Annotated in this window: 18 protein-coding genes and 1 pseudogene; 13 read left to right on the forward strand and 6 right to left on the reverse strand. The window is 68.6% G+C overall.

Going from position 1 to position 21,101, the window contains the following annotated elements; translation table 11 throughout:
- Positions 1-5 precede the first annotated feature (5 nt).
- Positions 6-368, reverse strand: a complete 363-nt coding sequence (locus tag LYSHEL_RS16095) for an I78 family peptidase inhibitor (protein ID WP_341868571.1) — start codon at positions 366-368, stop codon at positions 6-8.
- 172 nt (positions 369-540) lie between these two features.
- On the opposite strand from LYSHEL_RS16095, the gene LYSHEL_RS06770 reads away from it, so the two are divergent.
- A complete protein-coding gene (locus LYSHEL_RS06770; protein WP_213436983.1) occupies positions 541-2,466 on the forward strand; it encodes a M61 family metallopeptidase in 1,926 nt (641 codons plus the stop codon).
- Between the two features lie 125 nt (positions 2,467-2,591).
- Here the strand turns inward: LYSHEL_RS06770 and LYSHEL_RS06775 are convergent, their stop codons facing one another.
- Together LYSHEL_RS06775 and LYSHEL_RS06780 are read right to left on the reverse strand one after the other, a co-directional pair.
- On the reverse strand, positions 2,592-6,272 hold the full coding sequence (locus tag LYSHEL_RS06775; RefSeq protein WP_213436985.1) for an indolepyruvate ferredoxin oxidoreductase family protein: 3,681 nt from the start codon (positions 6,270-6,272) through the stop codon (positions 2,592-2,594).
- A 107-nt stretch (positions 6,273-6,379) separates the two neighbouring features.
- Positions 6,380-7,957, reverse strand: coding sequence for a tetratricopeptide repeat-containing sulfotransferase family protein (locus LYSHEL_RS06780; protein ID WP_213436987.1), 1,578 nt, complete (start codon positions 7,955-7,957; stop codon positions 6,380-6,382).
- 82 nt (positions 7,958-8,039) lie between these two features.
- On the opposite strand from LYSHEL_RS06780, the gene LYSHEL_RS06785 reads away from it, so the two are divergent.
- From LYSHEL_RS06785 to LYSHEL_RS06830, 10 genes are all read left to right on the forward strand, one after another.
- Positions 8,040-8,669 carry a ParA family protein gene (locus LYSHEL_RS06785; RefSeq protein WP_213436989.1) on the forward strand — a complete coding sequence of 210 codons (630 nt, stop codon included), beginning with the start codon at positions 8,040-8,042 and terminating at the stop codon, positions 8,667-8,669.
- 47 nt (positions 8,670-8,716) lie between these two features.
- Positions 8,717-9,193 carry a SixA phosphatase family protein gene (locus tag LYSHEL_RS06790; protein ID WP_213436991.1) on the forward strand — a complete coding sequence of 159 codons (477 nt, stop codon included), beginning with the start codon at positions 8,717-8,719 and terminating at the stop codon, positions 9,191-9,193.
- A gap of 12 nt (positions 9,194-9,205) precedes the next feature.
- Positions 9,206-9,778, forward strand: a complete 573-nt coding sequence (locus tag LYSHEL_RS06795) for a YceI family protein (RefSeq protein ID WP_213436993.1) — start codon at positions 9,206-9,208, stop codon at positions 9,776-9,778.
- The gene (locus LYSHEL_RS06800) at positions 9,775-11,727 is read left to right on the forward strand and encodes a phospholipase D family protein (protein WP_213436994.1); all 1,953 of its coding nucleotides are present in this window, start codon (positions 9,775-9,777) and stop codon (positions 11,725-11,727) included. The genes LYSHEL_RS06795 and LYSHEL_RS06800 overlap by 4 nt, the downstream gene beginning before the upstream one ends.
- Positions 11,728-11,831: 104 nt before the next feature.
- Positions 11,832-12,446 (forward strand): YkvA family protein, encoded by a 615-nt coding sequence (locus tag LYSHEL_RS06805; RefSeq protein WP_213436996.1) that lies wholly within the window; start codon positions 11,832-11,834, stop codon positions 12,444-12,446.
- Between the two features lie 14 nt (positions 12,447-12,460).
- Positions 12,461-12,931 (forward strand): hotdog fold thioesterase, encoded by a 471-nt coding sequence (locus LYSHEL_RS06810; RefSeq protein ID WP_213436998.1) that lies wholly within the window; start codon positions 12,461-12,463, stop codon positions 12,929-12,931.
- Positions 12,932-12,963: 32 nt separating this feature from the next.
- Positions 12,964-13,692, forward strand: coding sequence for a lysophospholipid acyltransferase family protein (locus LYSHEL_RS06815; protein WP_213437660.1), 729 nt, complete (start codon positions 12,964-12,966; stop codon positions 13,690-13,692).
- A gap of 74 nt (positions 13,693-13,766) precedes the next feature.
- Positions 13,767-14,786 (forward strand): YheT family hydrolase, encoded by a 1,020-nt coding sequence (locus LYSHEL_RS06820; protein ID WP_213437000.1) that lies wholly within the window; start codon positions 13,767-13,769, stop codon positions 14,784-14,786.
- Between the two features lie 11 nt (positions 14,787-14,797).
- Positions 14,798-15,412 (forward strand): YbhB/YbcL family Raf kinase inhibitor-like protein, encoded by a 615-nt coding sequence (locus LYSHEL_RS06825; RefSeq protein ID WP_213437002.1) that lies wholly within the window; start codon positions 14,798-14,800, stop codon positions 15,410-15,412.
- Complete coding sequence (locus LYSHEL_RS06830; RefSeq protein WP_213437004.1) at positions 15,409-16,170, forward strand: SDR family oxidoreductase; 762 nt, start codon at positions 15,409-15,411, stop codon at positions 16,168-16,170. Before LYSHEL_RS06825 ends, LYSHEL_RS06830 begins: the two co-directional genes overlap by 4 nt.
- Before the next feature lies 1 nt (position 16,171).
- On the opposite strand, the gene LYSHEL_RS06835 is transcribed toward LYSHEL_RS06830, so the two are convergent.
- From LYSHEL_RS06835 to LYSHEL_RS06845, 3 genes are read right to left on the reverse strand one after another with little or no spacing between them, the layout of a single operon-like run.
- Complete coding sequence (locus LYSHEL_RS06835; RefSeq protein WP_213437006.1) at positions 16,172-17,002, reverse strand: undecaprenyl-diphosphate phosphatase; 831 nt, start codon at positions 17,000-17,002, stop codon at positions 16,172-16,174.
- Positions 17,003-17,051: 49 nt separating this feature from the next.
- Complete coding sequence (locus LYSHEL_RS06840; protein WP_213437008.1) at positions 17,052-17,762, reverse strand: RES family NAD+ phosphorylase; 711 nt, start codon at positions 17,760-17,762, stop codon at positions 17,052-17,054.
- Positions 17,722-18,108, reverse strand: coding sequence for an antitoxin Xre-like helix-turn-helix domain-containing protein (locus tag LYSHEL_RS06845; protein WP_213437010.1), 387 nt, complete (start codon positions 18,106-18,108; stop codon positions 17,722-17,724). The genes LYSHEL_RS06840 and LYSHEL_RS06845 overlap by 41 nt, the downstream gene beginning before the upstream one ends.
- Before the next feature lie 281 nt (positions 18,109-18,389).
- On the opposite strand from LYSHEL_RS06845, the gene glnA reads away from it, so the two are divergent.
- Both glnA and amt read left to right on the forward strand, forming a co-directional pair.
- The gene (gene glnA, locus LYSHEL_RS06850) at positions 18,390-19,799 is read left to right on the forward strand and encodes a type I glutamate--ammonia ligase (RefSeq protein WP_213437012.1); all 1,410 of its coding nucleotides are present in this window, start codon (positions 18,390-18,392) and stop codon (positions 19,797-19,799) included.
- Between the two features lie 12 nt (positions 19,800-19,811).
- Positions 19,812-21,101 (forward strand): annotated as a pseudogene (gene amt / locus LYSHEL_RS06855) (ammonium transporter); the annotation flags it as partial.

The raw sequence follows: 21,101 nt of genomic DNA on the forward strand, positions 1-21,101 counted from the left end.
CGGGCTCAGCCGCAGGCCACCGACTCGACGACGTTCTTCGCGTCGACGCGCAGGTTCAGGCGATCGAAGCGGTATTCCATCGTCACCGCCTGGTTGGGCTTGAGCGTGCGCGCGACCGTCGCGCCCGCATCCGTCCGCGCCTTTTCGACCACGGCATCCGAGGCCACCTGACCCACCGCGGACTGCGCGGCGTCGGCGTTGCACTGCTGCGCCGGCGTTGCGGGGGCAGCGGTGCCTGCATCGGCGGCGGGCGCGGGCGCCATCGTGCCGGACGATGCGACGGCGTCATCGCCGTGCGGCGTGGACGTGCAGGCGGACAACGCGAACACCGTGAAGGCGACGCAGGCGATGCGGGTCGAGGGGGCCATGGCGGACTCCATGTCGGGGGAGGCCGCACCCTACGCCCGCGCCGCGTGAAGCTTCAAGCCGCACTGAATGCGACCGCGGCCCGCGCGACCATGCCGAATGGCAGGGGTTGCGCGGGGGCTCCATGACAGACGATCGGCGTTTCGCCTTTCGACACCTCCTGGGGGATCCGCAATGCCACGTCCGACCGTGCTCGCTCTTTCGCTGCTGCTGGCGCTGCCCGCGCTCGCCGCCGCGCCCGCCGCCTTCGCGCAGACCTCGCCGCAGGCGCCGGTGTATGCCGCGAGCAAGACGCCGTATCCCGGCACGATCGCCATCGACGTGGACGCGACCAACCTGTCGCAGCGCATCTTCCAGGTGAAGCAGAAGATCCCGGTGCAGCAGACCGGGCCGATGACGCTGCTGTTGCCGAAATGGCTGCCGGGCAGCCACGCCGATTACGGCCGCGTCGACAAGATCGCGGGCCTGGAGATCTCCGCCAACGGCAAGCGCCTGGAATGGGTGCGCGATCCGCTCGACGTGTTCGCGTTCAAGGTGGACGTGCCGGCCGGCGCCACGCAGCTCGACGTCGCGTTCCAGTTCCTCTCGCCCACCGACAACATGCAGGGCCGCGTCGTCATGACGCCGGCGATGCTCAACCTGCAGTGGATCGCGATGTCGCTGTATCCCGCCGGCTACGACGCCAGCGCGATCACCTTCGCGCCCACCGTGAAGTACCCGGCCGGCTGGCAGGCCGCCACCGCGCTCGAAACGCAGGCGCGCGCCGGCGACACGGTGACGTACAAGCCGGTGAACTTCGAAGTGCTCGCCGACTCGCCGATCTACGCGGGCAAGTACTTCAAGACCTACGACCTCGACCCCAACGGCCCGGTGCCGGTGCGCCTGAACGTCGTCGCCGACGACGCGAAGTACCTCGAAGCCAAGCCCGACCACCTGCAGGCGCACCGCAACCTCGTGCAGCAGATGTACAAGCTGTACGGCGCGCACCATTACGACCACTACGACTTCCTGTTCTCGCTCAGCTCGCAGATGTCCGGCAACGGCCTGGAGCACCAGCGTTCCAGCGAGAACGGCGTGGGCCCGAAGTACTTCACCTCGTGGGATCCCAAGACCGGCAGCAGCGACCTGCTCGCGCACGAGTTCAACCATTCGTGGGACGGCAAGTACCGCCGCGGCGCGGACCTTGCCACGCCGAACTTCAACACGCCGATGCAGGGCAGCCTGCTGTGGGTGTACGAAGGCCAGACGCAGTACTGGGGCAACGTGATCACCGCGCGCGCGGGCCTGCGCACCTTCGACACCGCGAAGGACGCGCTGGCGCTGGTCGCGGCCAACTACGCCGACAACCGCCCGGGCCTGGAATGGCGCGCGCTGCAGGACACCACCAACGATCCGATCGTCGCCAAGCGCCTGCCGAAGGCGTATCGCAGCTGGCAGCTGAGCGAGGACTACTACTCCGGCGGCCAGATGATCTGGCTGGAAACCGACGCCCTGCTGCGCCAGAAGAGCGGCGGCAAGCATTCGCTGGACGACTTCGCGAAGAAGTTCTTCGGCATCAACAACGGCGACTGGAAGGTGAACCCATACACCTTCGACGACGTGGTGGCCACGCTCAATTCGATCGAGCCCTACGACTGGAACACGTTCCTGCGCGATCGCCTCGACGGCCGCAAGCCGCTCACCGGCGGCATCGAGGCCTCGGGCTGGAAGCTGGTCTACAAGGACAAGCCCAATGCGTACGCCAAGGCCGCGCAGGCCGAGTACGGCGGCGGTGCGGACTTCCTGTATTCGCTGGGCCTGAGCGTGGGCAAGGACAGCACCGTGTCCGACGTGCGCTGGGACAGCCCGGCGTTCAAGGCCGGCATCGGCCCGGGCATGACCATCGTGGCGGTCAACGATCGCGCGTACAGCGGCGAGATCCTGGAAGACGCGGTCAAGGCCGCGAAGGACAGCAAGCAGCCGATCACGCTGCTGGTGAAGGAGTTCGACCTGTTCCGCACGATCAAGCTGTCGTACTTCGACGGCCTGAAGTACCCGCACCTGGAGCGGATCGAAGGCAAGCCGGACCTGCTGACGCCGATCTACGCGCCGAAGAAGTAAGCAGGGGGGACCGGGGACTGGGGACCAGGGACCGGGGAAAAGCAAAGAAAAAGCCGCGCCTATCAAGCGCGGCTTTTTTGCTTTTGCAGTGACTGGTCCCTGGTCCCCGGTCCCTGGTCCCTTGATCAGGCGGCCCGTTGCACCGGCGCCCCCGGCGCCTTCCACTTCGCCAGCAACTCGGCTTCGCGTTCCTTCGCCGAGTGCAGGTGCGCATCCTTGACGTGGCCGTAGCCGCGGATGTGTTCCGGGATCGAGGCGATCTCCGTCGCCAGCGCGACGTTGCCGCCGTCGAGCGATGCGAGCAGCGACGACACGGTCGAGAAGTATTCCTCGATCAGGCGACGCTCCATCTTGCGTTCCTCGGTGTAACCGAACACGTCGAACGCACCGCCGCGCAGGAAGCGCAGCTTCGCCATCCACTTGAACGCGGTGAACACCCACGGGCCGTACTCGCCCTTGATCAGGCGGCCTTCGCTGTCCTTCTTCGCCAGCAGCGGCGGGGCGAGGTGGAACTTGAGCTTGTAGTCGCCTTCGAACTGCTGCTGCAGCTTCCGCTGGAAATCGCCGCTGGTGTACAGGCGCGCGACTTCGTATTCGTCCTTGTAGGCCATCAGCTTGAACGCGTAACGCGCGACGGCCTCGGAGAGATCGGTGCTGCCCGGCGCGCGCTGCTGTTCGGCGGCGCGGACCTGCGCGACGAAGTCCGAATACTTCTTCGCGTACCCGGCGTTCTGGTACTCCGTGAGGAACGCGACGCGGCGCGACACCACTTCATCCAGCGAACGCGACAGGCGCGCATCGTCGAGCGGGAGGAACGCGACCTCGGCACCGTGCGCGGGCACGTGGCGCAGTTCGTCTTCCTTCGCGAGCGGCTTCGGCGCGACGTTGGCGCCCCACTCGTGGCCTTCCCATTCGCCCGGCGAGAGCACCGGCAGGTCGTGCAGCGTGTCCTGCGACGGAACGCTGCGCGACAGGCCCGCGGCTTCGAGCACGGCCGGCAAATCCGTCGCGGCCAGGCGGCCCCACGCGAACGCGGTCTTGTTCATCTCGATCGCCGCGCCGTTGAGTTCCACCGCGCGCATCAGCGCATCGAACGACACCGGCACCAGCGCACGCTGCCAGGCATAGCCGAGGATGAAGAGGTTGGTGGCGATCGCGTCGCCCATCAGCGCCGTCGCCAGCTGCGTGGCATCGACGATGAAGGGATCGGTGCCGCCGAGCGCGAGCTTGATCGCGCCGACGATGTCCTGCGCCGGGAACTGCATGTCCGGCCGCGTGGTGAACGTGCCCGGCATCGCTTCGTAGCTGTTGAGCACGACCTGCGTGCGGCCGCTGCGGATCTTCGACAACGGCCAGTAGTCGTTGACCACCACCATGTCGCAGCCGAGCACGAGGTCGGCCTCGCCCGCGGCGATGCGCACGGCGTGGATGTCTTCGGGCTTGTTGGCGATGCGGATGTGCGTGGTGACCGCGCCGCCCTTCTGTGCCAGGCCCGTCTGGTCGAGCACGCTCGCGCCCTTGCCCTCCAGGTGCCCGGCCATGCCGAGCAGCGCGCCGATCGTGACGACGCCCGTGCCGCCGACGCCGGTGATCAGGATGTTCCAGGGCTGGTCGAGCGACGGCAGCGTGGGCATCGGGATCGACTGCAAGCGGTCGGCCGCATTCGTGCCCTTCTTCTTGCGCAACGCACCGCCGTGCACCGTCACGAAACTCGGGCAGAAGCCGTTGACGCAGCTGTAGTCCTTGTTGCAGTTGCTCTGGTCGATCTCGCGCTTGCGGCCGAACTCGGTTTCCTTCGGCAGCACGGAAACGCAGAACGACTTCTTGCCGCAGTCGCCGCAACCTTCGCACACGAGCGAGTTGATCAGCACGCGCTTCTGCGGATCGACCATCTTGCCGCGCTTGCGGCGGCGGCGTTTTTCCGTCGCGCAGGTCTGGTCGAAGATCAGCACCGTGCAGCCGGGGATCTCGCGCAGGCGCTTCTGCACGTTGTCCAGTTCGCTGCGGTCGAGGAATTCCACGCCCGACGGGAAGATCGACGGATCGCTCCACTTGGCGATGTCGTCCGACAGCACGACGATCGTCTGCACGCCTTCGCTGCGCACCTGGTGCGCGATCTGCGGAACGCTCAGCGTGCCGTCGACCGGCTGGCCGCCCGTCATCGCGACCGCGTCGTTGTAGAGGATCTTGTAGGTGATGTTGACGCCGGCGGCGATCGACTGGCGGATCGCGAGCGAGCCGGAGTGGAAGTACGTGCCGTCGCCGAGGTTCTGGAACACGTGCGGCGTGTCGGTGAAGCTGGCCTGGCCCGCCCACGTCACGCCTTCGCCGCCCATGTGCGTGAAGGTGTCGGTGCTGCGGTCCATCCACGTGACCATGTAATGGCAACCGATGCCGCCGAGCGCGCGCGAACCGGCCGGCACCACCGTGGAGGTGTTGTGCGGGCAGCCCGAGCAGTAATGCGGCACGCGCGGGAACGCGGCGCGGGGCAGGGCGAGTTCGGATTCCTTCGCTTCCATCCAGCGCAGCACGTCGCGGACGTGTTCGCTGTCGTGGAATTTCTGGATGCGCCGCGCGATGACGCTGGCGATCTTCGCCGGCGTGAGTTCGCCGGTGGACGGCAGGATCCATTCGCCGGCTTCGTCGTACTTGCCGACGATGGACGGGCGCTCGCCGGTCCAGTTGTACATCGATTCCTTCATCTGGCTTTCGATGAAGGCGTGCTTTTCCTCGACCACCAGGATGTCGGACAGGCCGCGCGCGAATTGGCGCAGGCCCACCGGTTCCAGCGGCCAGGTCATCGCGACCTTGTACACGCGGATGCCGAGGTCGGCGCAGGCGCGCGCGTCGAGGTCGAGGTATTCCAGCGCCTGCAGCACGTCGAGGTAGGACTTGCCTGTGGTGATGATGCCCAGGCGCGCGTTCGGCGAATCGATGACGATGCGATCCAGCTGGTTGGCGCGCGCGAACGCCTGCGCGGCCTTCACCGCGTACTGGTGCAGGCGCATCTCCTGGTCCATCGGCGGATCGGGCCAGCGGATGTTGAGGCCGCCGCGCGGGAGCTCGAAGTCTTCCGGCAGCACGATCTTCAGCGCGAGCGGATCGACGTCGACCGACGCGGAGGACTCCACCGTTTCGGCGATCGTCTTGAAGCCCACCCAGCGCCCGGTGAAGCGCGACATCGCCCAGCCCATCAGGCCGAGGTCAAGGATGTCCTGCACGCCGGCCGGGTTGAGCACCGGCATCATCGCGCTGACGAATTCATGTTCGGAGCCGTGCGGCAGCGTCGAGCTGCGGCAGGCGTGGTCGTCGGCCGCGAGCGCGAGCACGCCGCCCTTCGGCGCGGTGCCCGCGGCGTTCGCGTGCTTGAACACGTCGCCGGTGCGGTCCACGCCCGGACCCTTGCCGTACCACATGCCGAACACGCCCTCGACCTTCGCGCCCGGGAACAGGTTGGTCTGCTGCGTGCCCCACACCATCGTCGCGCCGAGGTCCTCGTTGAGGCCCGGCGTGAACTTCACGCGCGCCGCTTCGAGGTGCTTCTTCGCGCGCCACAGTTCCAGGTCGAAGCCGCCGAGCGGCGAACCGCGGTAGCCGCTGACGAAGCCCGCGGTGTCCAGGCCCGCGGCCTGGTCGCGCAGCTTCTGCATAAGCGGCAGGCGCACCAGCGCCTGGACGCCCGACAGGTAGATGCGGCCGGACTGGCGCGTGTACTTGTGATCGAGGGTGTAATCGCCGTCGACCGCCGACTTCGTGAGCTCGGTATTGGCGGACGCGGGGGATGAAAGCTCAGCAGTGCTGGTCATGAGGCGCGACCGAAAGTCGTGAAAAAAGACCGCGAATTGTAGCAGCGGCGGCTTGCCCGACCTTCCCCGACCCCGATCGCGGCCTCAATACGGCCCCGCATGCGCGTTCAGTCCACGGCGTCCCCGAGCGCGTCGCGCAGCGGTTTGAGCTGGGTTTCGTAGCGATGCCAGCGGCCCTGGTGGCGCGCATCGATGGGCTGGCGCATCTGCACCGTGCTCGCCGTGGCGGTGGGGGCGCTGCGCTTCTCGATCGCCGCGCAGCCCGGCACCCACCGCAGCCCGCAGAACTTGAAGACCTGGCGCGCGACGGCTTCGGGGTCGGCCACCAGCGATTCGTACGACACATCGAGCATCCGGCCGGGCAACACTTCGTGCCAGTGCGCCATCAGCTTGCGGTGGTTCTGGTAATGCGCCGCCAGTTCGCGCTGGTCGTAGGAATAAGGATAGGCCGCGCCGAACAATTCGCGCAGGTTCGAGAAACACGTGTCCATCGGATCGCGCACCACGTTGAGGATGCGCGCGCCGGGCAGGGCGCGATGGATGAAACCCACGTTCATCGCGTTGCGCGGGAGCTTGTCGGTGTACGCCGCGCGCGGCTCGCCGTCGGCCGCCCACGCGCGCCATTGCGTGCGTTGCAGGTAGCGCTGGCCCAGTTGCGCGAAATCCACGCGGTCGATCGTCGACAGCATGTGGTTGTCGAGCATGCGCGGCGACTGGTGGTCCCAGGCCCACGCCATCTGGAACGGGAAGTCCTGCAGTTCGCCCGCATCGCGCACCTGCGGATGCGCGCCGAGGATGCGTTCGATGAGCGTGGTGCCCGAGCGCGGCATGCCCACGATGAAGATCGGGCGCGGGCCTTTCTGCGCGGGGGGCTGCGGCGCGAGGAATTCCGGCGTGGTGAGGTGGATCAGGCGATCGAAGACGTCCTGCTCGTACTTCGGGTCGTAGTCGATCGCGCGGCGGCGCGCGGTGCAGCCGTGCACCAGCGCCTTCCATGCTTCGGTGTCCTGGCCGCAGTCCTCGTATTCCTTGTAGAGCGCGAACCACAGGTAGGGCACGCCGGGATCCAGCGTCGGCGTGGCGACCAGGCGCTTGCGCAGGCGATCGATGTGGTTGCGCGCGGGCGTCCACGTGCGCAGCTTCGACAGCGTCCAATGCGCGCTCGCGAACTGCGGGGCGACGGCGATCACCGATTCCAGCTCCGCCTCGGCCTCGTCCAGGCGGCCGGCGAAGACGAGCAGCGTGGCGCGCAGCAGGCCCAGCCGCGGTCCGCGTTCGCCGCGGGCGCGGGCGAGGTCCACCAGTTCGAGCGCGCGCGTCGGCAGCCCGAGCGTGTTGAGCGCCAGCGCGCCTTCGAACAACGCCTCGGGCGACCACGTGGCCAGGAAGCTGCGTTCGAAGAAGATCGGCGCGGCCTGCGATTCGCCCACTGCGACGAGGCGGTCGAAGATGTCGGCGCGCAGTTGCGGGTGCTGGGGTTCGCCGTTGGCCGCGTTCAAGGCCGCATCGGCGGACTCGCGGAACCGGCCCCGCAGGGAGGCGAGGGTGGAGATGCGCAGCCAGGCGCCGGCATGGCCCGGGGCGCGCGCGACGATGGCCTGGTAGGCCTGCTTCGCGGGGTCGAGCTGGCGCTGGTGGAGCATCGACTCGGCGCGTTGCCAGAGCTGGTCGATCTCGCCGGTCATGCGACGCAGGCTAGCACGCAGCCGCGCGCGCGCCCGCCATGCGCCGTGTACCCTGCGGCTTCCAGCGTATCCGGGGGTCGGGATGAAGACGGTGCTCGTGGCCAGTTCGAAGGGCGGCGTGGGCAAGACCACGTTGTCGACCAACCTCGCGGCGCGCTTCGCGCTCGATGGCAAACGCACGGTGCTGGTCGATGCCGACCGCCAGGGCTCCTCGCGCCACTGGGCCGAGAAGCGCGCCACCCTCGAACACGCCGTGCTCCCCGTCGACGGCACCCGCAAGGACTGGGACCGCCGCGTCCCGAAGGACGCGCAGCACGTGGTGGTCGACGCCGCCGCCGGCGCGCACGGCCAGGAACTCGCGCATTTCCTCGACGTGGCCGATGCGGTCGTCGTCCCGGTGCTGCCGTCGGTGATCGACATCGAGGCCACCGTCCCTTTCCTCGATACGCTCGCGAAACATCCCCGCGTGCGGAAGGGGCAGCTGCCCGTGGGCCTCGTCGGCAACCGCCTGCGGCCCTGGACCAATGCCTCGCAGTCGTCGATGGACCTGCTCCGCCAGTGGCCGTATCCGCTGGTCGCCGAACTCCGCGATACGCAGGCCTACGTGCTGATGGCCGGGCTCGGGCGCAGCCTGTTCGACTACCAGTCCCAGCAGGTGCGCGAGCACCAGGCCGACTGGGCGCCGCTGCTGAAGTGGCTCAAGCGCGCGTGAAACGACATTCACCCCTCGCGCGCTTCCACCTCGGCTAAGCTCCGGGCATGCGCCAACTCATTCTCCTGCGACACGCACACGCCGAGCCCGCTGCCACCGGCCAGGCCGACCTCGACCGTCCGCTGTCGCCGGAGGGCCTGGCGGAAGCCGAATCCGCCGGCCGCTGGCTGAAGGAACACGGCTTCGTGCCGGACCGCGCGCTGTGTTCGCCGTCGCGGCGCACGCGCGAAACGCTCGAAGCGGTGCTCTCCGCGGTGGGCTACGTCGACCAGCGCCTCGAGCCGTCGATCTACGACGCCACGCCCGGCACGCTGATCGAGCTGGCCGATGGCCACAAGGACGTCGAACGCCTGCTGCTCGTCGGCCACAACCCCGGTTTCGAACAGCTCGCCGCGCTCATGCACAGTGGGCAGTCCGGCGATTACCGCGGCATGCCGCCCGGCGGCATCGCGGTGCTGAGCGTGCCGAAGGACGCCGCGATCGAGCCGGGCGTCGCGCGCCTGGCCGCCTTCTGGTGGCCGTGACGGGCTAGGCGCATGTATCGCTGGATCGCCACCGTGCTGCTGGCGTCAGTCGCAGCCGGCGTGGCAGCGCAGGCGCAGCTGGCGCACGTGGCGCCGGAATCGAAGTTCGAGTTCACGCTGGTCACGCGCTGGAGCCAGGTGCTGGTCGGTCGGTTCGTGGGCGGCGCCGGCGAAGTCGTCGACCTCGGCAACGGCAAGCGCCAGGTGCGGTTGCGACTGCCGACCGCGAACGTCGAGATCGTCGACCACCCGCGCTACACCTCGCTCACCCGCGGCCCGCGCTTCTTCGATGCGGCGCGCTTCCCGGACGTGCAGTTCATCTCCGAACCCTACGACGCCGCGATCCTGCGCGACGGCGGCACGCTGCATGGCCAGTTGCGCATGCACGGCATCCAGCGGCGCGAACGCTTCGTCCTCTCCGCGGGCCAGTGCGCGCGCCCCGGCCGCGATTGCGCGATCCACGCGCAAGGCGTCGTCCGCCGCGGCGACTACGACCTGGACGGCTGGCGCCTCGCGCTGAAGGACGAAGTGCGCTTCGACCTGCAGGTGCGCTTGACCGACGTGGCGAGCGAGCCGGCGAAATGAGTCCACTGCTGCGGCACCTGCTCGTGCTGGCGCTCGCGCTGTCGTGCGGTGCGTGCGCGATGTCCGAGACCAAGCGCGGGCACGCCGAAGCCATCGCGATCGGCGCGCGCGCCACCGCCATCGATTGCGACCGCCCCAACCACTGCGCCATCGATTCGCCGCTGCGCAACCTCGCCGACACCGCGCTGGCCGAATCCGCGAACTCCACCCCGCACCACTTCGCCCTGCTGCTCGACCGCGGCCCCGACGCGCTGATGGCGCGCGTCAACCTCATCCGCAGCGCGCGCTACACCGTGGACCTGCAGACCTACATCTTCGACGAGGACGACACCGGGCACCTGGTGCTCGACGAACTCCTGGCGGCGGCGCGCCGCGGCGTGAAGGTGCGGATGATCGTCGACCAGCTCTCCGCGTTGCGGAAGGCCACCACGCTGGCCGCGCTGTCCTCGCAGCACGCCAACCTGGAGCTGCGCGTCTACAACCCGATCTTCAACCGCGCACGCATCAGCTACCCGCAGTACCTGATGGCGTCGATCTGCTGCTGGCACCGCCTCAACCAGCGCATGCACAGCAAGCTGCTGCTGGTGGACGACGCGGTGGGCATCACCGGCGGGCGCAACTACCAGGACGATTACTACGACTGGAGCCCGACCTACGATTTCCGCGACCGCGACGTGCTGGTCGCCGGCCCGGTGGCGCGCGAGATGGCGTCCAACTTCGATGCGTTCTGGGAATCGCGCCGCAGCGTGCCGGCAGAGCGCCTCGACGACGTGGGCCGCGCGCTGTTGTCCGAAGGCCCGCAGCCGATGCCGCAGGATCCGTTCGATGCGCCGGCGCGCGTGGAGGCGATGTCGCGCGATGCGAGCGATGCCGCCCTCGTGCGCGAACGTCTGGTCGCGCCTGCGATGCAGGTCGGCGCCGTGCGTTTCCTCGCGGACCTGCCGCAGAAGCATCGCCGCAGCGCGCCGTCGAACATGGTGGTCGCGGGCCAGGGCCTGCGCGAAATCATCGAGGCCTCGCAGAAGGAAGTGCTCCTGCAGACCCCCTACCTGGTGCTGTCCGACCAGGCGCAGGACATGTTCCGCGCGCTGCAGGCACGCCCGGCGCCGCCCAGGATCGTCATCTCGACCAACAGCCTGGCGGCGACCGATGCGTTCATCGCCTACGCGTTGTCGTTCAAGTACAAGCGCCGCTACCTCCGCGAGTTCGGTTTCCACATCTACGAATTCAAACCGTTCCCGGCCACCGCGCCGATCGACCTGGCGTCCATCGCCGCGGGCGCGGAGGAAACCAAGGCCGCGGCGTTGGCGATCGACGAAGCCTCGGCGGTACGCATGGATGCCCCGAGCGGCAGCACCGGCGGCAACGCGCGCACCCGTCGCGAAACCCCGCAGCAGCAGCGCGAACACGTCGCCACCCGCTACTTCGGCAGCGGCGGCGAAGGCGCCAACGCCCCGGTGCCGTTGCGGCGCGCGGGCGTGCGCATCGGGCTGCATGCCAAGTCGATGGTGGTGGACGAACGCATCGCCGTGATCGGCACGCACAACTTCGATCCGCGCGGCGATCGCTACAACACCGAGAGCGCCGTGGTCATCGACGACCCGGCCTTCGCGCGCCTGCTGGCCGACAGCATCCGCGGCGACATGCGCCCCGAGAATGCCTGGGTGATCGCGCGCCGGGATCCGGCGCCCGTGTTTTCCGGACTCGACTATTCGCTGGCCAAGGTGTCCGAAGCCCTGCCGTTGTTCGACCTGTGGCCGTGGAAATACGCGACGAGCTACGAATTCGCGCCCGGCCCGGAATGCCCCGCGCCGCTGCCGCGCGACGACCCCGGGTTCCGCCGCTGCTACACGCCCGTGGGCCCGTTTCCCGAGGTCAACCTCAGCGTCAAGGGACTCACCACCCGCATCTTCACGGCCTTCGGCGCGGGCCTGGCACCGATCCTCTGATCCACGCCGAAAGCGAGTCGGTGCGCGCCGAATGTTCCGGAGAACCCCACGACTCTGCTAGGCTGCCGGCCTCCCCGCCACGCCTCACGGACCTGGATACCGCCATGTCGATTTCGCTGAATTTCGAACTCAACGACCGCGACCTCGAGCATTTCCACAAGGCGATGAAAGCCGCGCAGGAATCGGCGAAGGACCGGACGGCCGAAGACATCGTCATGTGCAGCGGCAAGCTGCTCGAAGACGCCGCCAAGGTGCACATCCCCGATTTCATCAAGGAACGCCTGCTGCGCCTGGACGACATGATCGCCATGGTGCGCGACGAAGGCTGGCACCTGCCGGAAGAAGACCGCCAGCGCGTGCTGTCCGCGCTCGTCTACTTCTGCGATCCGAAGGACATCATCCCGGACAACGTCGAGGTGCTGGGCTTCCTCGACGACGCGGTGATGATCGAGCTGTGCGTGCGCGACCTGAAGCACGAGCTCGACGCCTACGACGACTTCTGCGACTACCGCGACCACGAAGCCAAGCGCCGTGGCCAGGATCCGGCCAAGCTCGGCCGCGAAGAGTGGCTGGAATCGCGCCGCAACGAACTCGTCGACCGCATGCATGTCCGCCGCGAGCGCGAGTTCGGCACCGGCTACGGCAGCAGCAGCGGTTATGCCTCCAAGCACGAGTCGTACACCCGCGGCTGGCGCCCGGGCGTCTTCAAGTTCGGCTGAGCCAGGCCGCCGGCATGGCTTCCGGCGACCGCCCCCCGTCGTCGCACCCGGGACCGTTCCGTCCCGGCGCCTCGATCGAATCGCTCAACGCGATGTCGGCGGGCACCTCCATGGAAACGCTGGGCATCCTGTTCACCGAGATCGGTTACGACTTCCTGCGCGCGACCATGCCGGTCGATGCGCGCACGCGCCAACCCTACGGCCTGCTGCACGGCGGCGCTTCGGTGCTGCTGGCCGAAACCCTCGGCAGTTCCGCCGGCATGTTGTGCGTCGGCGAAGGCGAAGGCTGCGTCGGCATCGAGATCAACGCCAACCACGTGCGGGGCGTGCGCGAAGGCCTGGTCACCGGCACCGCGCGGCCTTTGCACGTCGGCCGCCAGACCCAGGTGTGGGAAATCCGCATCGAAGACGAACGCGCCCGCCTGGTGTGCATCTCGCGCCTGACCCTGGCGGTGATCGCGCTGCCCGCCGGCGCGCCGAAGTGAAGGGCCCCAACGCCCTGCGGTTCGCGCTGCGGATGCCGCTGCTCGCCTGGCACGTGCTCATCGACCTGCCGATCACCCTGCTGGTGATGCTGCCGCCGATCGGGCGCATCGACATCGGCGGCGAACCGCTCGAGCACCGCATGATCCGCTGGTGGCAGGGCGGGCTGATGCGCATCTTCGGCTTCCGCATGCATCGCCGCGGCGTGCCGTTGCCGGGCGCCACGCTGTTCGTCGCCAACCACGTCAGCTGGGTCGACATCGTCGCGCTGCACAGCCAGCGGATGATGGGCTTCGTCGCCAAGCGCGAGATCCGCGGCTGGCCGCTGGTGGGCTGGCTGGCCACGCGCGGCGAAACGATCTACCACGAGCGCGGCAGCAGCGAATCGATGGGTGGCGTGCTGCACGAGATGCTGGCGCGCCTGCGCGCCGGGCGTTCGGTAGGCGTGTTTCCCGAAGGCCGCACGCGCGATGGCCGCGAGATCGGCCCGTTCCACGCGCGCATCTTCCTGGCCGCGGTGGAGGCCGGCGTGCGCGTCCAGCCGGTCGCGCTGCGCTACGGGAAGGGCGCATCGGCGCAACCGGTGGTCGCCTTCGGGCCGGACGAAAGTTTCGCCGCCAATTTCCTGCGCCTGCTCGGCGAGCCGGCGCGGGAGACCGAGGTGTGGTTCCTCGAACCGATCGACGTGTCCGATGCCGGCGGCCGCCGGCGGATCGCCGAGCTGGCGCGCGAACGCATCGTCGAAGCGATGGCGGCCCCTTGAGTTCCAGCGTTGGTTCGCCGACCTGCGACGGGTTAGAGCGCGACCTCGACACGGGGCGCGCTAGCCTCCGCGACATGCTCACCGCCCGCGACTATCGCCCGCCGCGTTCGCTGTACAGCCCGCACCTGCAATCGGTGCTGGGCTCCAGCGCGTTGCGCCGCCGGCGCGGCCGGAGCGCCATGGCCGCCAGCGGCGCCGTCACCACCGCGCACATCATCGACGCCGGCGACGGCGTGCGCCTGCAGGGCCTGCATTCGGCGATGCCCGGCGTCACGCCGCGCGCGCTCGCGCTGCTGCTGCACGGCTGGGAAGGCAGCGCCGAATCCAGCTACATGCAATTGACCGCCGCGCGGTTGCTCGCGCGCGGGTTCGAAGTGTTCCGGCTCAACTTCCGCGACCACGGCGACACGCACCATCTCAACGAAGGCCTCTTCCATTCCAACCGCATCGACGAAGTCGTGCACGCGGCCGCGGAAATCGCGCACCGCTATGCCACGCGCCCGATGGTGGTGGCGGGGTATTCGCTCGGCGGGAACTTCGCGCTGCGCATCGCCCTGCGCGCGCAGGCTGCCGGCATTCCGCTCGTGCACGTCGCGGCGGTGTGCCCGGTGCTGGATCCGGCGCGCACGATGGACAACATGGAACGCGGCCTGCCGCTGTACATGTGGTACTTCGAACGCAAGTGGCGCGAATCGCTGGCGCGCAAGCGCAAGCTGTTCCCGCAGCACCACGATTTCGACGACCAGGTACTCGGCCTGCGCATGCGGCCGCTCACGCAGTGGATGGTGGAGCGGCACACGCAGTTCGGTTCGCTCGACGGCTATTTCCAGGGTTATTCGATCGCGGGCGATCGCCTGGCGTCGCTGTCGGTGCCGGCGAGCATCCTGATGTCGGAAGACGATCCGGTCATTCCCGTCGACGAATTCCGCCAGCTCGCGTTGCCCGCGCACGCGCACCTGGACATCGCACCGCACGGCGGCCACTGCGGCTTCCTCGAGAACTGGCGCGGCGACGGCTTCGCCGAACGCTGGGTCGCCGAACGACTGGACGCCGCCGTCGACCTGTCCGTGGCAACATCGCCCGCCCTGGCCTGAGAGGAACGCGCATGCGCATCTGGAGCGAGAGTTTCGAACACCGCGGGCCCATCCCCGCCGAGTTCGCGATGGGCACGCCGGACGGCTTCGGCGGCAATCGCAATCCGCACCTGGCGTGGGACGACGCGCCGGCCGACACGCAATCCTTCGTGCTGCTGTGCATCGACACCGACGCGCCGACCGATCCGTCGACCGTGGGCCGCGACGACCTGCAGATTCCCGTCGAGCAACCGCGCGCGGACTTCGTGCACTGGGCGATGGTGGACATTCCCGCCAACGTGCATGCGATCGCGGCCGGCAGCTGCAGCGACGGCGTGACCAAGCACGGCAAGCAGTCGCCGCCGTGCCCGCCCGGCGCGCGCCAGGGCTTGAACGATTACACCGGCTGGTTCGCGGGCGATGCCGACATGCGCGGCCAGTGGCGCGGTTACGACGGTCCGTATCCGCCGGCCAACGACCTGCGCGTGCATCGCTACTTCTTCCGCCTGTTCGCGCTGCGCGTGCCGAAGCTCGACGTCCCGGAGGATTTCACCGCCGCCGATGTCTTCCATGCGCTCCAGCCGCACGAAATCACCGAGGCCGCGATCTACGGCACGTACACGCTCAATCCGCAGGTCAAGGGTTGAGCGCGCGCGTTGCGATCGTCACCGGCGCCAGTCGCGGCATCGGCGCGGCGATCGCACGGGCGCTCGCGGAAGACGGGTGCCACGTGGTGGCGGCCGCGCGTTCGGATGACGCCTTGCGTGGCGTGGTCGAGGCGTTCTCGGTGCGCGGATTGGCCGTGCCGTGCGATCTCGCGGCGCCGGAGGCGGCGACGCAACTGGTCGACGCCGCGATGCAGGCCTTCGGTCGCATCGATGTGGTGGTGAACAACGCCGGCGCGACGCCGCGCGGGGATTTCCTCGCGTTCGACGATGCGGCGTGGGAGGCGGGTTTCGCGCTCAAGTTCTTCGGCGCCGTGCGTTTGTGTCGCGCTGCGTGGCCGCAGCTGGTCGCGCAACAGGGCTGCATCGTGAACATCGCTGGCATCGGCGGGCGCACGGGCAACGCGGACTTCACCATCGGCGGCAGCGTCAACGCAGCGCTGCTCAACCTGACGAAGGCGCTGGCCGATCGGGGCGTACGCGACGGCGTGCGCGTCAACGCGGTGAATCCGAGCAGCATCGCAACGGAACGCACGCAGGTGCGCATCGACAAGCTGGCGGCGGAACGCGGCATCGCGCCGGACGCCGCGTCGTCCGAACTCGCGCGCGACCTGCGCGTCGCACGCTTCGGCACGCCGGCGGAAATCGCGTCCGTCGTGGCGTTCCTCGCCTCGGATCGCGCCAGCTACATGCAGGGCGCAATCGTCGACGTCGACGGCGGGCAGACCCGCACGCTGTAGATCAGCGCGCGGGCACCAGCAGCAGCAACGCCGCGCCCACCACGAAGCGATACACCGCGAACGCCGTGAAGCGGTGCGTCTGGATGTAGCGCAGCAGCCACTTCACCGCGATGAAGGCGGTGACCGCGGAGGCGACGAAGGCCACCGCGAGCGCGTTCCAGTCTTCGCCCGCCAGGCCGCCTTCGCGCGCGACGTGCAGCAGTTCGTAGCCGGTGGCCGCGAACATCGTCGGGATGCCGACCAGGAACGCGAATTCCGTCGCCGCCGCGCGGCTGGTCACGCCGAACAGCAGCGCGACGAAGATCGTCGCCGCCGAGCGCGACGTGCCGGGGAAGACGCCCGCAACGACCTGCGCCACGCCGACCAGGATCGCGACGGTCCACGTGATGTTGGAACGTTCGCCCAGCACCACCGCGCGCTTGGCCGCGAAGTGCTCCGCGAGCAGCATCCACGCCGCGCCCAGCACCAGCGCCCACGCCACCGGCGCCACGTCTTCCGGCAACTCGAAGCCGAGCTTCTTCACCACCAGGCCGAGCACCGCGGTCACGCCGAATGCGACGGCCAGCTTGAACGCGTAATCGCGCGGCGCCTGTCCGTGCACCGGTGCGGCCTGCGCCGGATGCAGGAAGCTGTCGGCGAGTTGCCACAAACGCTGCCGGTAGATCACCACCACCGCGAGGATCGCGCCGGCCTGGATCGCGATGTTGAACAGGTCGCTGCGATGCCCGAGCCAGCGCTCGGCGATGAGCAGGTGACCGGTGCTGGAGATCGGCAGGAATTCGGTGATGCCTTCGATGATGCCGAGCAGCAGCGCGGCCAGGAGATCGGTCATTGGGGATTCGCGGAAGAGGGAAGGGACGGCAACGCCGGATGGTCGCGTTTCATGATGGCGGCGTCCATGTCCACGCTTCGCGATCCCGCTTCCATTGCGCCTGCGTGCGCGTCACGCGGAGCCACCAGGTCTGTTCGCCCGGTTCCGGCCGTGGCGCATCGAAGCCTGCGGGCGTGAGCAGGGCGACGCACCAGGCCGGCGTCGGATCGCGCACCGAGCGATACAGGAGCGCGCCCACGCCGGCGTCGCGAGCGATGCGGGCGAAGGCCTGGGTGGGCGCGTAGTCGACCGGATGCGTCCATGCCGCGGCGTCGCGATCGAAGGGCGCGCGCTGCAGGTCGATCGCCTCGGTGCGCAGGCGCGTGGCGAAGGCGGTGAAGGCGAGCGGGGCGAGGCCGTCCAGCGCGGGCGCGTCCATCAGGAAGCGCCAGCGCCAGTAGCCCATTTCCATGCAGGCGGTGCGCACGCCCTGCGCGCCGTAGAAGACGCCGGGATCGTCGCGATCGCGGAAGCGCGAGCCGCCGCGCCGCGGCGAATACCGGAAGGGCGTGGCGAGCAGGTAATGCAGGTGCGCGGTGCCCGCGGGCGCGCGGGGCTTGGACGCGTCGATCAAGGTTTCGAGCAGCGCCTGCTCGTCCGCATCGTCCACGAGCTTCATCGTGCTCGCGACGTGCTGCGCCTCGACCATCCGCCACGCGCGGCCCTTCCAGGGCCGACGCTCAGATGCGACCGCGGTGGTGGTCCAGGTAGTCGACGACACGCACGAGTCCTTGCAGGTCGGTGATCAGGGCGGCGGGGGCGGCGCCGAGCGCGAGGTTGTCGCCGCGCAACCATGCGCGGGCGGCCTCGGTGGTGCCGACGATGGAATCGAGCGAACGGAACAGGCGCACGAACAGCAGCGCGAGCTCCCATTCCTTGCGGCCGGCCTTGAGCGGGTAATCGCCGGCGACCAGGCGACTCACCGTGGCGGTGCTGAGCCCGAGCACCCCGGCGAGGGTGTCCTGCGTGACCCCGAGCTGCGCGGCTGCGCGCACCACGGCCTTGCCCAGCACCGCGGCCTGGGTGGTGGCGGCCCCGGGAACCTGCTGCAGCGATCGACGTGCCATGGCGTCCCTCCTTCCATGGAAATCGTACCCGCAATTCGTTTCCGTGGAAACACCTGGCAGAACGGGCTGCGCCGCTGGCGGCGCAACCACGCTGGTGCGAACTGGAACCGGCGCCGCACCAATCCGGTGCAGCGATGCCGATCGAGATCGCGTGCTGCGTTGCGAATCAATGGGTTGCACCACGGCCGTCCTTGGCATGCGCCTTGCTGCTATGACTGACGTTGCGATCCGGGTCGTCCCGGCCCTCGATTTCCGCCCCATCTCACCCATCGGAGCCCGCCATGTCTTTGGAACACGTCGAGAAACTCATCAAGGACCACAAGGTTGAATTCGTCGACCTGCGTTTCGCCGACATGCGCGGCGTGCAGCACCACGTGACCTTCCCGAAGTCGATCGTCGACGCCTCGCTGTTCGAGGACGGCAAGATGTTCGACGGCAGCTCGATCAGCGGCTGGAAGGGCATCAACGAATCCGACATGGTGCTGCTGCCGGATCCGACCACCGCGTTCCTGGATCCCTTCACCGCCGACCCGACGCTGGTCCTGACCTGCGACATCCTCGACCCGGCCACCATGCAGGCCTACTCGCGCGACCCGCGCGGCATCGCCAAGCGCGCCGAAGCCTTCCTCAAGTCCAGCGGCATCGCCGACCAGGCGTTCTTCGGCCCGGAACCGGAATTCTTCATCTTCGACAGCGTCCGCTTCGCGAACGACATGGGCCACACCTTCTTCCACATCGATTCGGAAGAAGCGCACTGGAACTCCGGCCGCGAATACGAAGGCGGCAACACCGGTTACCGCCCGATGGTGAAGGGCGGCTACTTCCCCGTCGCGCCGCTGGACACGCTGCACGACATCCGCGCCGAGATGTGCAAGACGCTCGAGCAGGTGGGCATCGAAGTCGAAGTGCACCACCACGAAGTGGCCAACGCCGGCCAGTGCGAGATCGGTACCAAGTTCAACTCGATGGTGAAGAAGGCCGACGAACTGCTGACGATGAAGTACGTCATCAAGCAGGTCGCGCACCGCAACGGCAAGACGGCGACCTTCATGCCCAAGCCCATCGTCGGCGACAACGGCAGCGGCATGCACGTGCACCAGTCGCTCGCCAAGGGCGGCGTCAACCTGTTCTCCGGCGACGGCTACGGCGGCCTGTCGCAGATGGCGCTGTGGTACATCGGCGGCATCTTCAAGCACGCGCGCGCGATCAACGGGTTCGCCAATTCGACGACCAACTCGTACAAGCGCCTGGTGCCGGGCTTCGAAGCCCCGGTGATGCTGGCGTACTCGGCGCGCAATCGTTCGGCGTCTTGCCGCATCCCGTACGTGGCCAACCCGAAGGCGCGCCGCATCGAGATCCGCTTCCCCGATCCGATGAACTCCGGCTACCTGATCTTCGCCGCGCTGATGATGGCCGGCCTGGACGGCATCAAGAACCAGATCGACCCGGGCGCGCCGAGCGACAAGGACCTGTACGACCTGCCGCCGGAAGAAGAGAAGAACATCCCCACCGTCTGCCATTCGCTCGACCAGGCGCTGGAAGCGCTCGACAAGGATCGCGACTTCCTCAAGGCCGGCGGCGTGTTCACCGACGACTTCATCGATGCGTACATCGGCCTGAAGATGCAGGAAGTGACGCGCTTCCGTGCGGCCACGCATCCGCTGGAGTACCAGCTGTACTACACGCTGTAAGCGTTACCGCGGGACCCCACCCCAAACCCTTCCCCTGCACGCAGGGGAGGGGCTTCGCGAACGGGAGACGGCATGGTCGACAAGGGCGACACCGCGTGGATGCTGGTTTCCACCGTCCTCGTGATGCTGATGATCGTCCCCGGCCTCGCGCTGTTCTACGGCGGCCTCGTCCGCGCGAAGAACATCCTCTCGGTGTTGATGCAGGTGCTCGTCGTCGCCTCGCTCGCGATCGTGCTGTGGGTGGTGTACGGCTACTCGCTCGCCTTCGAAGGCGGCAGCGCGTGGATCGGGGGCTTCGGCAAGTTGATGCTGTACGGCATCGGGCCGACGTCCACCATCGCCACGTTCACGCCGGGCGTGCGCATTCCCGAACTGGCCTACGTCGCGTTCCAGGGCGCGTTCGCCGCCATCAGTTGCGCGCTGGTCGTCGGCGCGATCGCCGAACGCGCGAAGTTCGCCGCGGTGCTGCTGTTCGCCGCGCTCTGGTTCACCTTCGCCTATCTCCCGCTCGCGCACATGGTGTGGGCGTCCGATGGATTGCTGTTCCGCATGGGCGCGCTGGATTTCGCGGGTGGCACCGTGGTGCACATCAACGCGGGGGTCGCGGGCCTGGTCGGTGCGTACATGCTCGGGCCGCGCGTCGGCTTCGGGCGCGAGCGTTTGTCGCCGCACAACCTGCCGCTCACGTTCACCGGCGCAGCGATGCTGTGGGTCGGCTGGTTCGGCTTCAACGCGGGCTCGGCGCTGGAAGCCAACGGCGTCGCGGCGCTCGCGTTCCTCAACACCCTGGTGGCCGCGGCAGCCGCGGTGCTCGCGTGGAGCACCGTGGAAGCCACGCTGCGCGGGCGCGCGTCGATGCTGGGCGCGGCGTCGGGTGCGGTGTCCGGCCTCGTGGCGATCACGCCCGCATGCGGCACGGTGGGCATCGGGGGCGCGCTGGTCATCGGCGCGCTTGGCGGCGCGGCGGGGTTCTGGGGCGTCAATGCGTTGAAGCGTTACCTGCGCGCGGACGACTCACTCGACGTGTTCGGCATCCACGGCGTGTGCGGCATCGTCGGCGCGCTGTCGACCGGCGTGTTCACTGCGCCCGCGCTGGGCGGTGCGGGCAGCCGCGACTTCTCGATCGCGCACCAGCTGGGCGTGCAGGCCGTCGGCGTCGTGATCACCATCGCCTGGTCCGGCGTGGTCGCGCTGCTGGCCTTCCAGGTCGCACGCCGCCTGCGCGGCCTGCGCGTGGACCACGACGCGGAACGCGAAGGCCTGGACATCAGCGCGCACGGTGAGTCGGCGTACGAAATCTGA

The organism is Lysobacter helvus (genome assembly GCF_018406645.1).
GTDB classification, from domain to species: Bacteria; Pseudomonadota; Gammaproteobacteria; order Xanthomonadales; family Xanthomonadaceae; genus Noviluteimonas; species Noviluteimonas caseinilytica.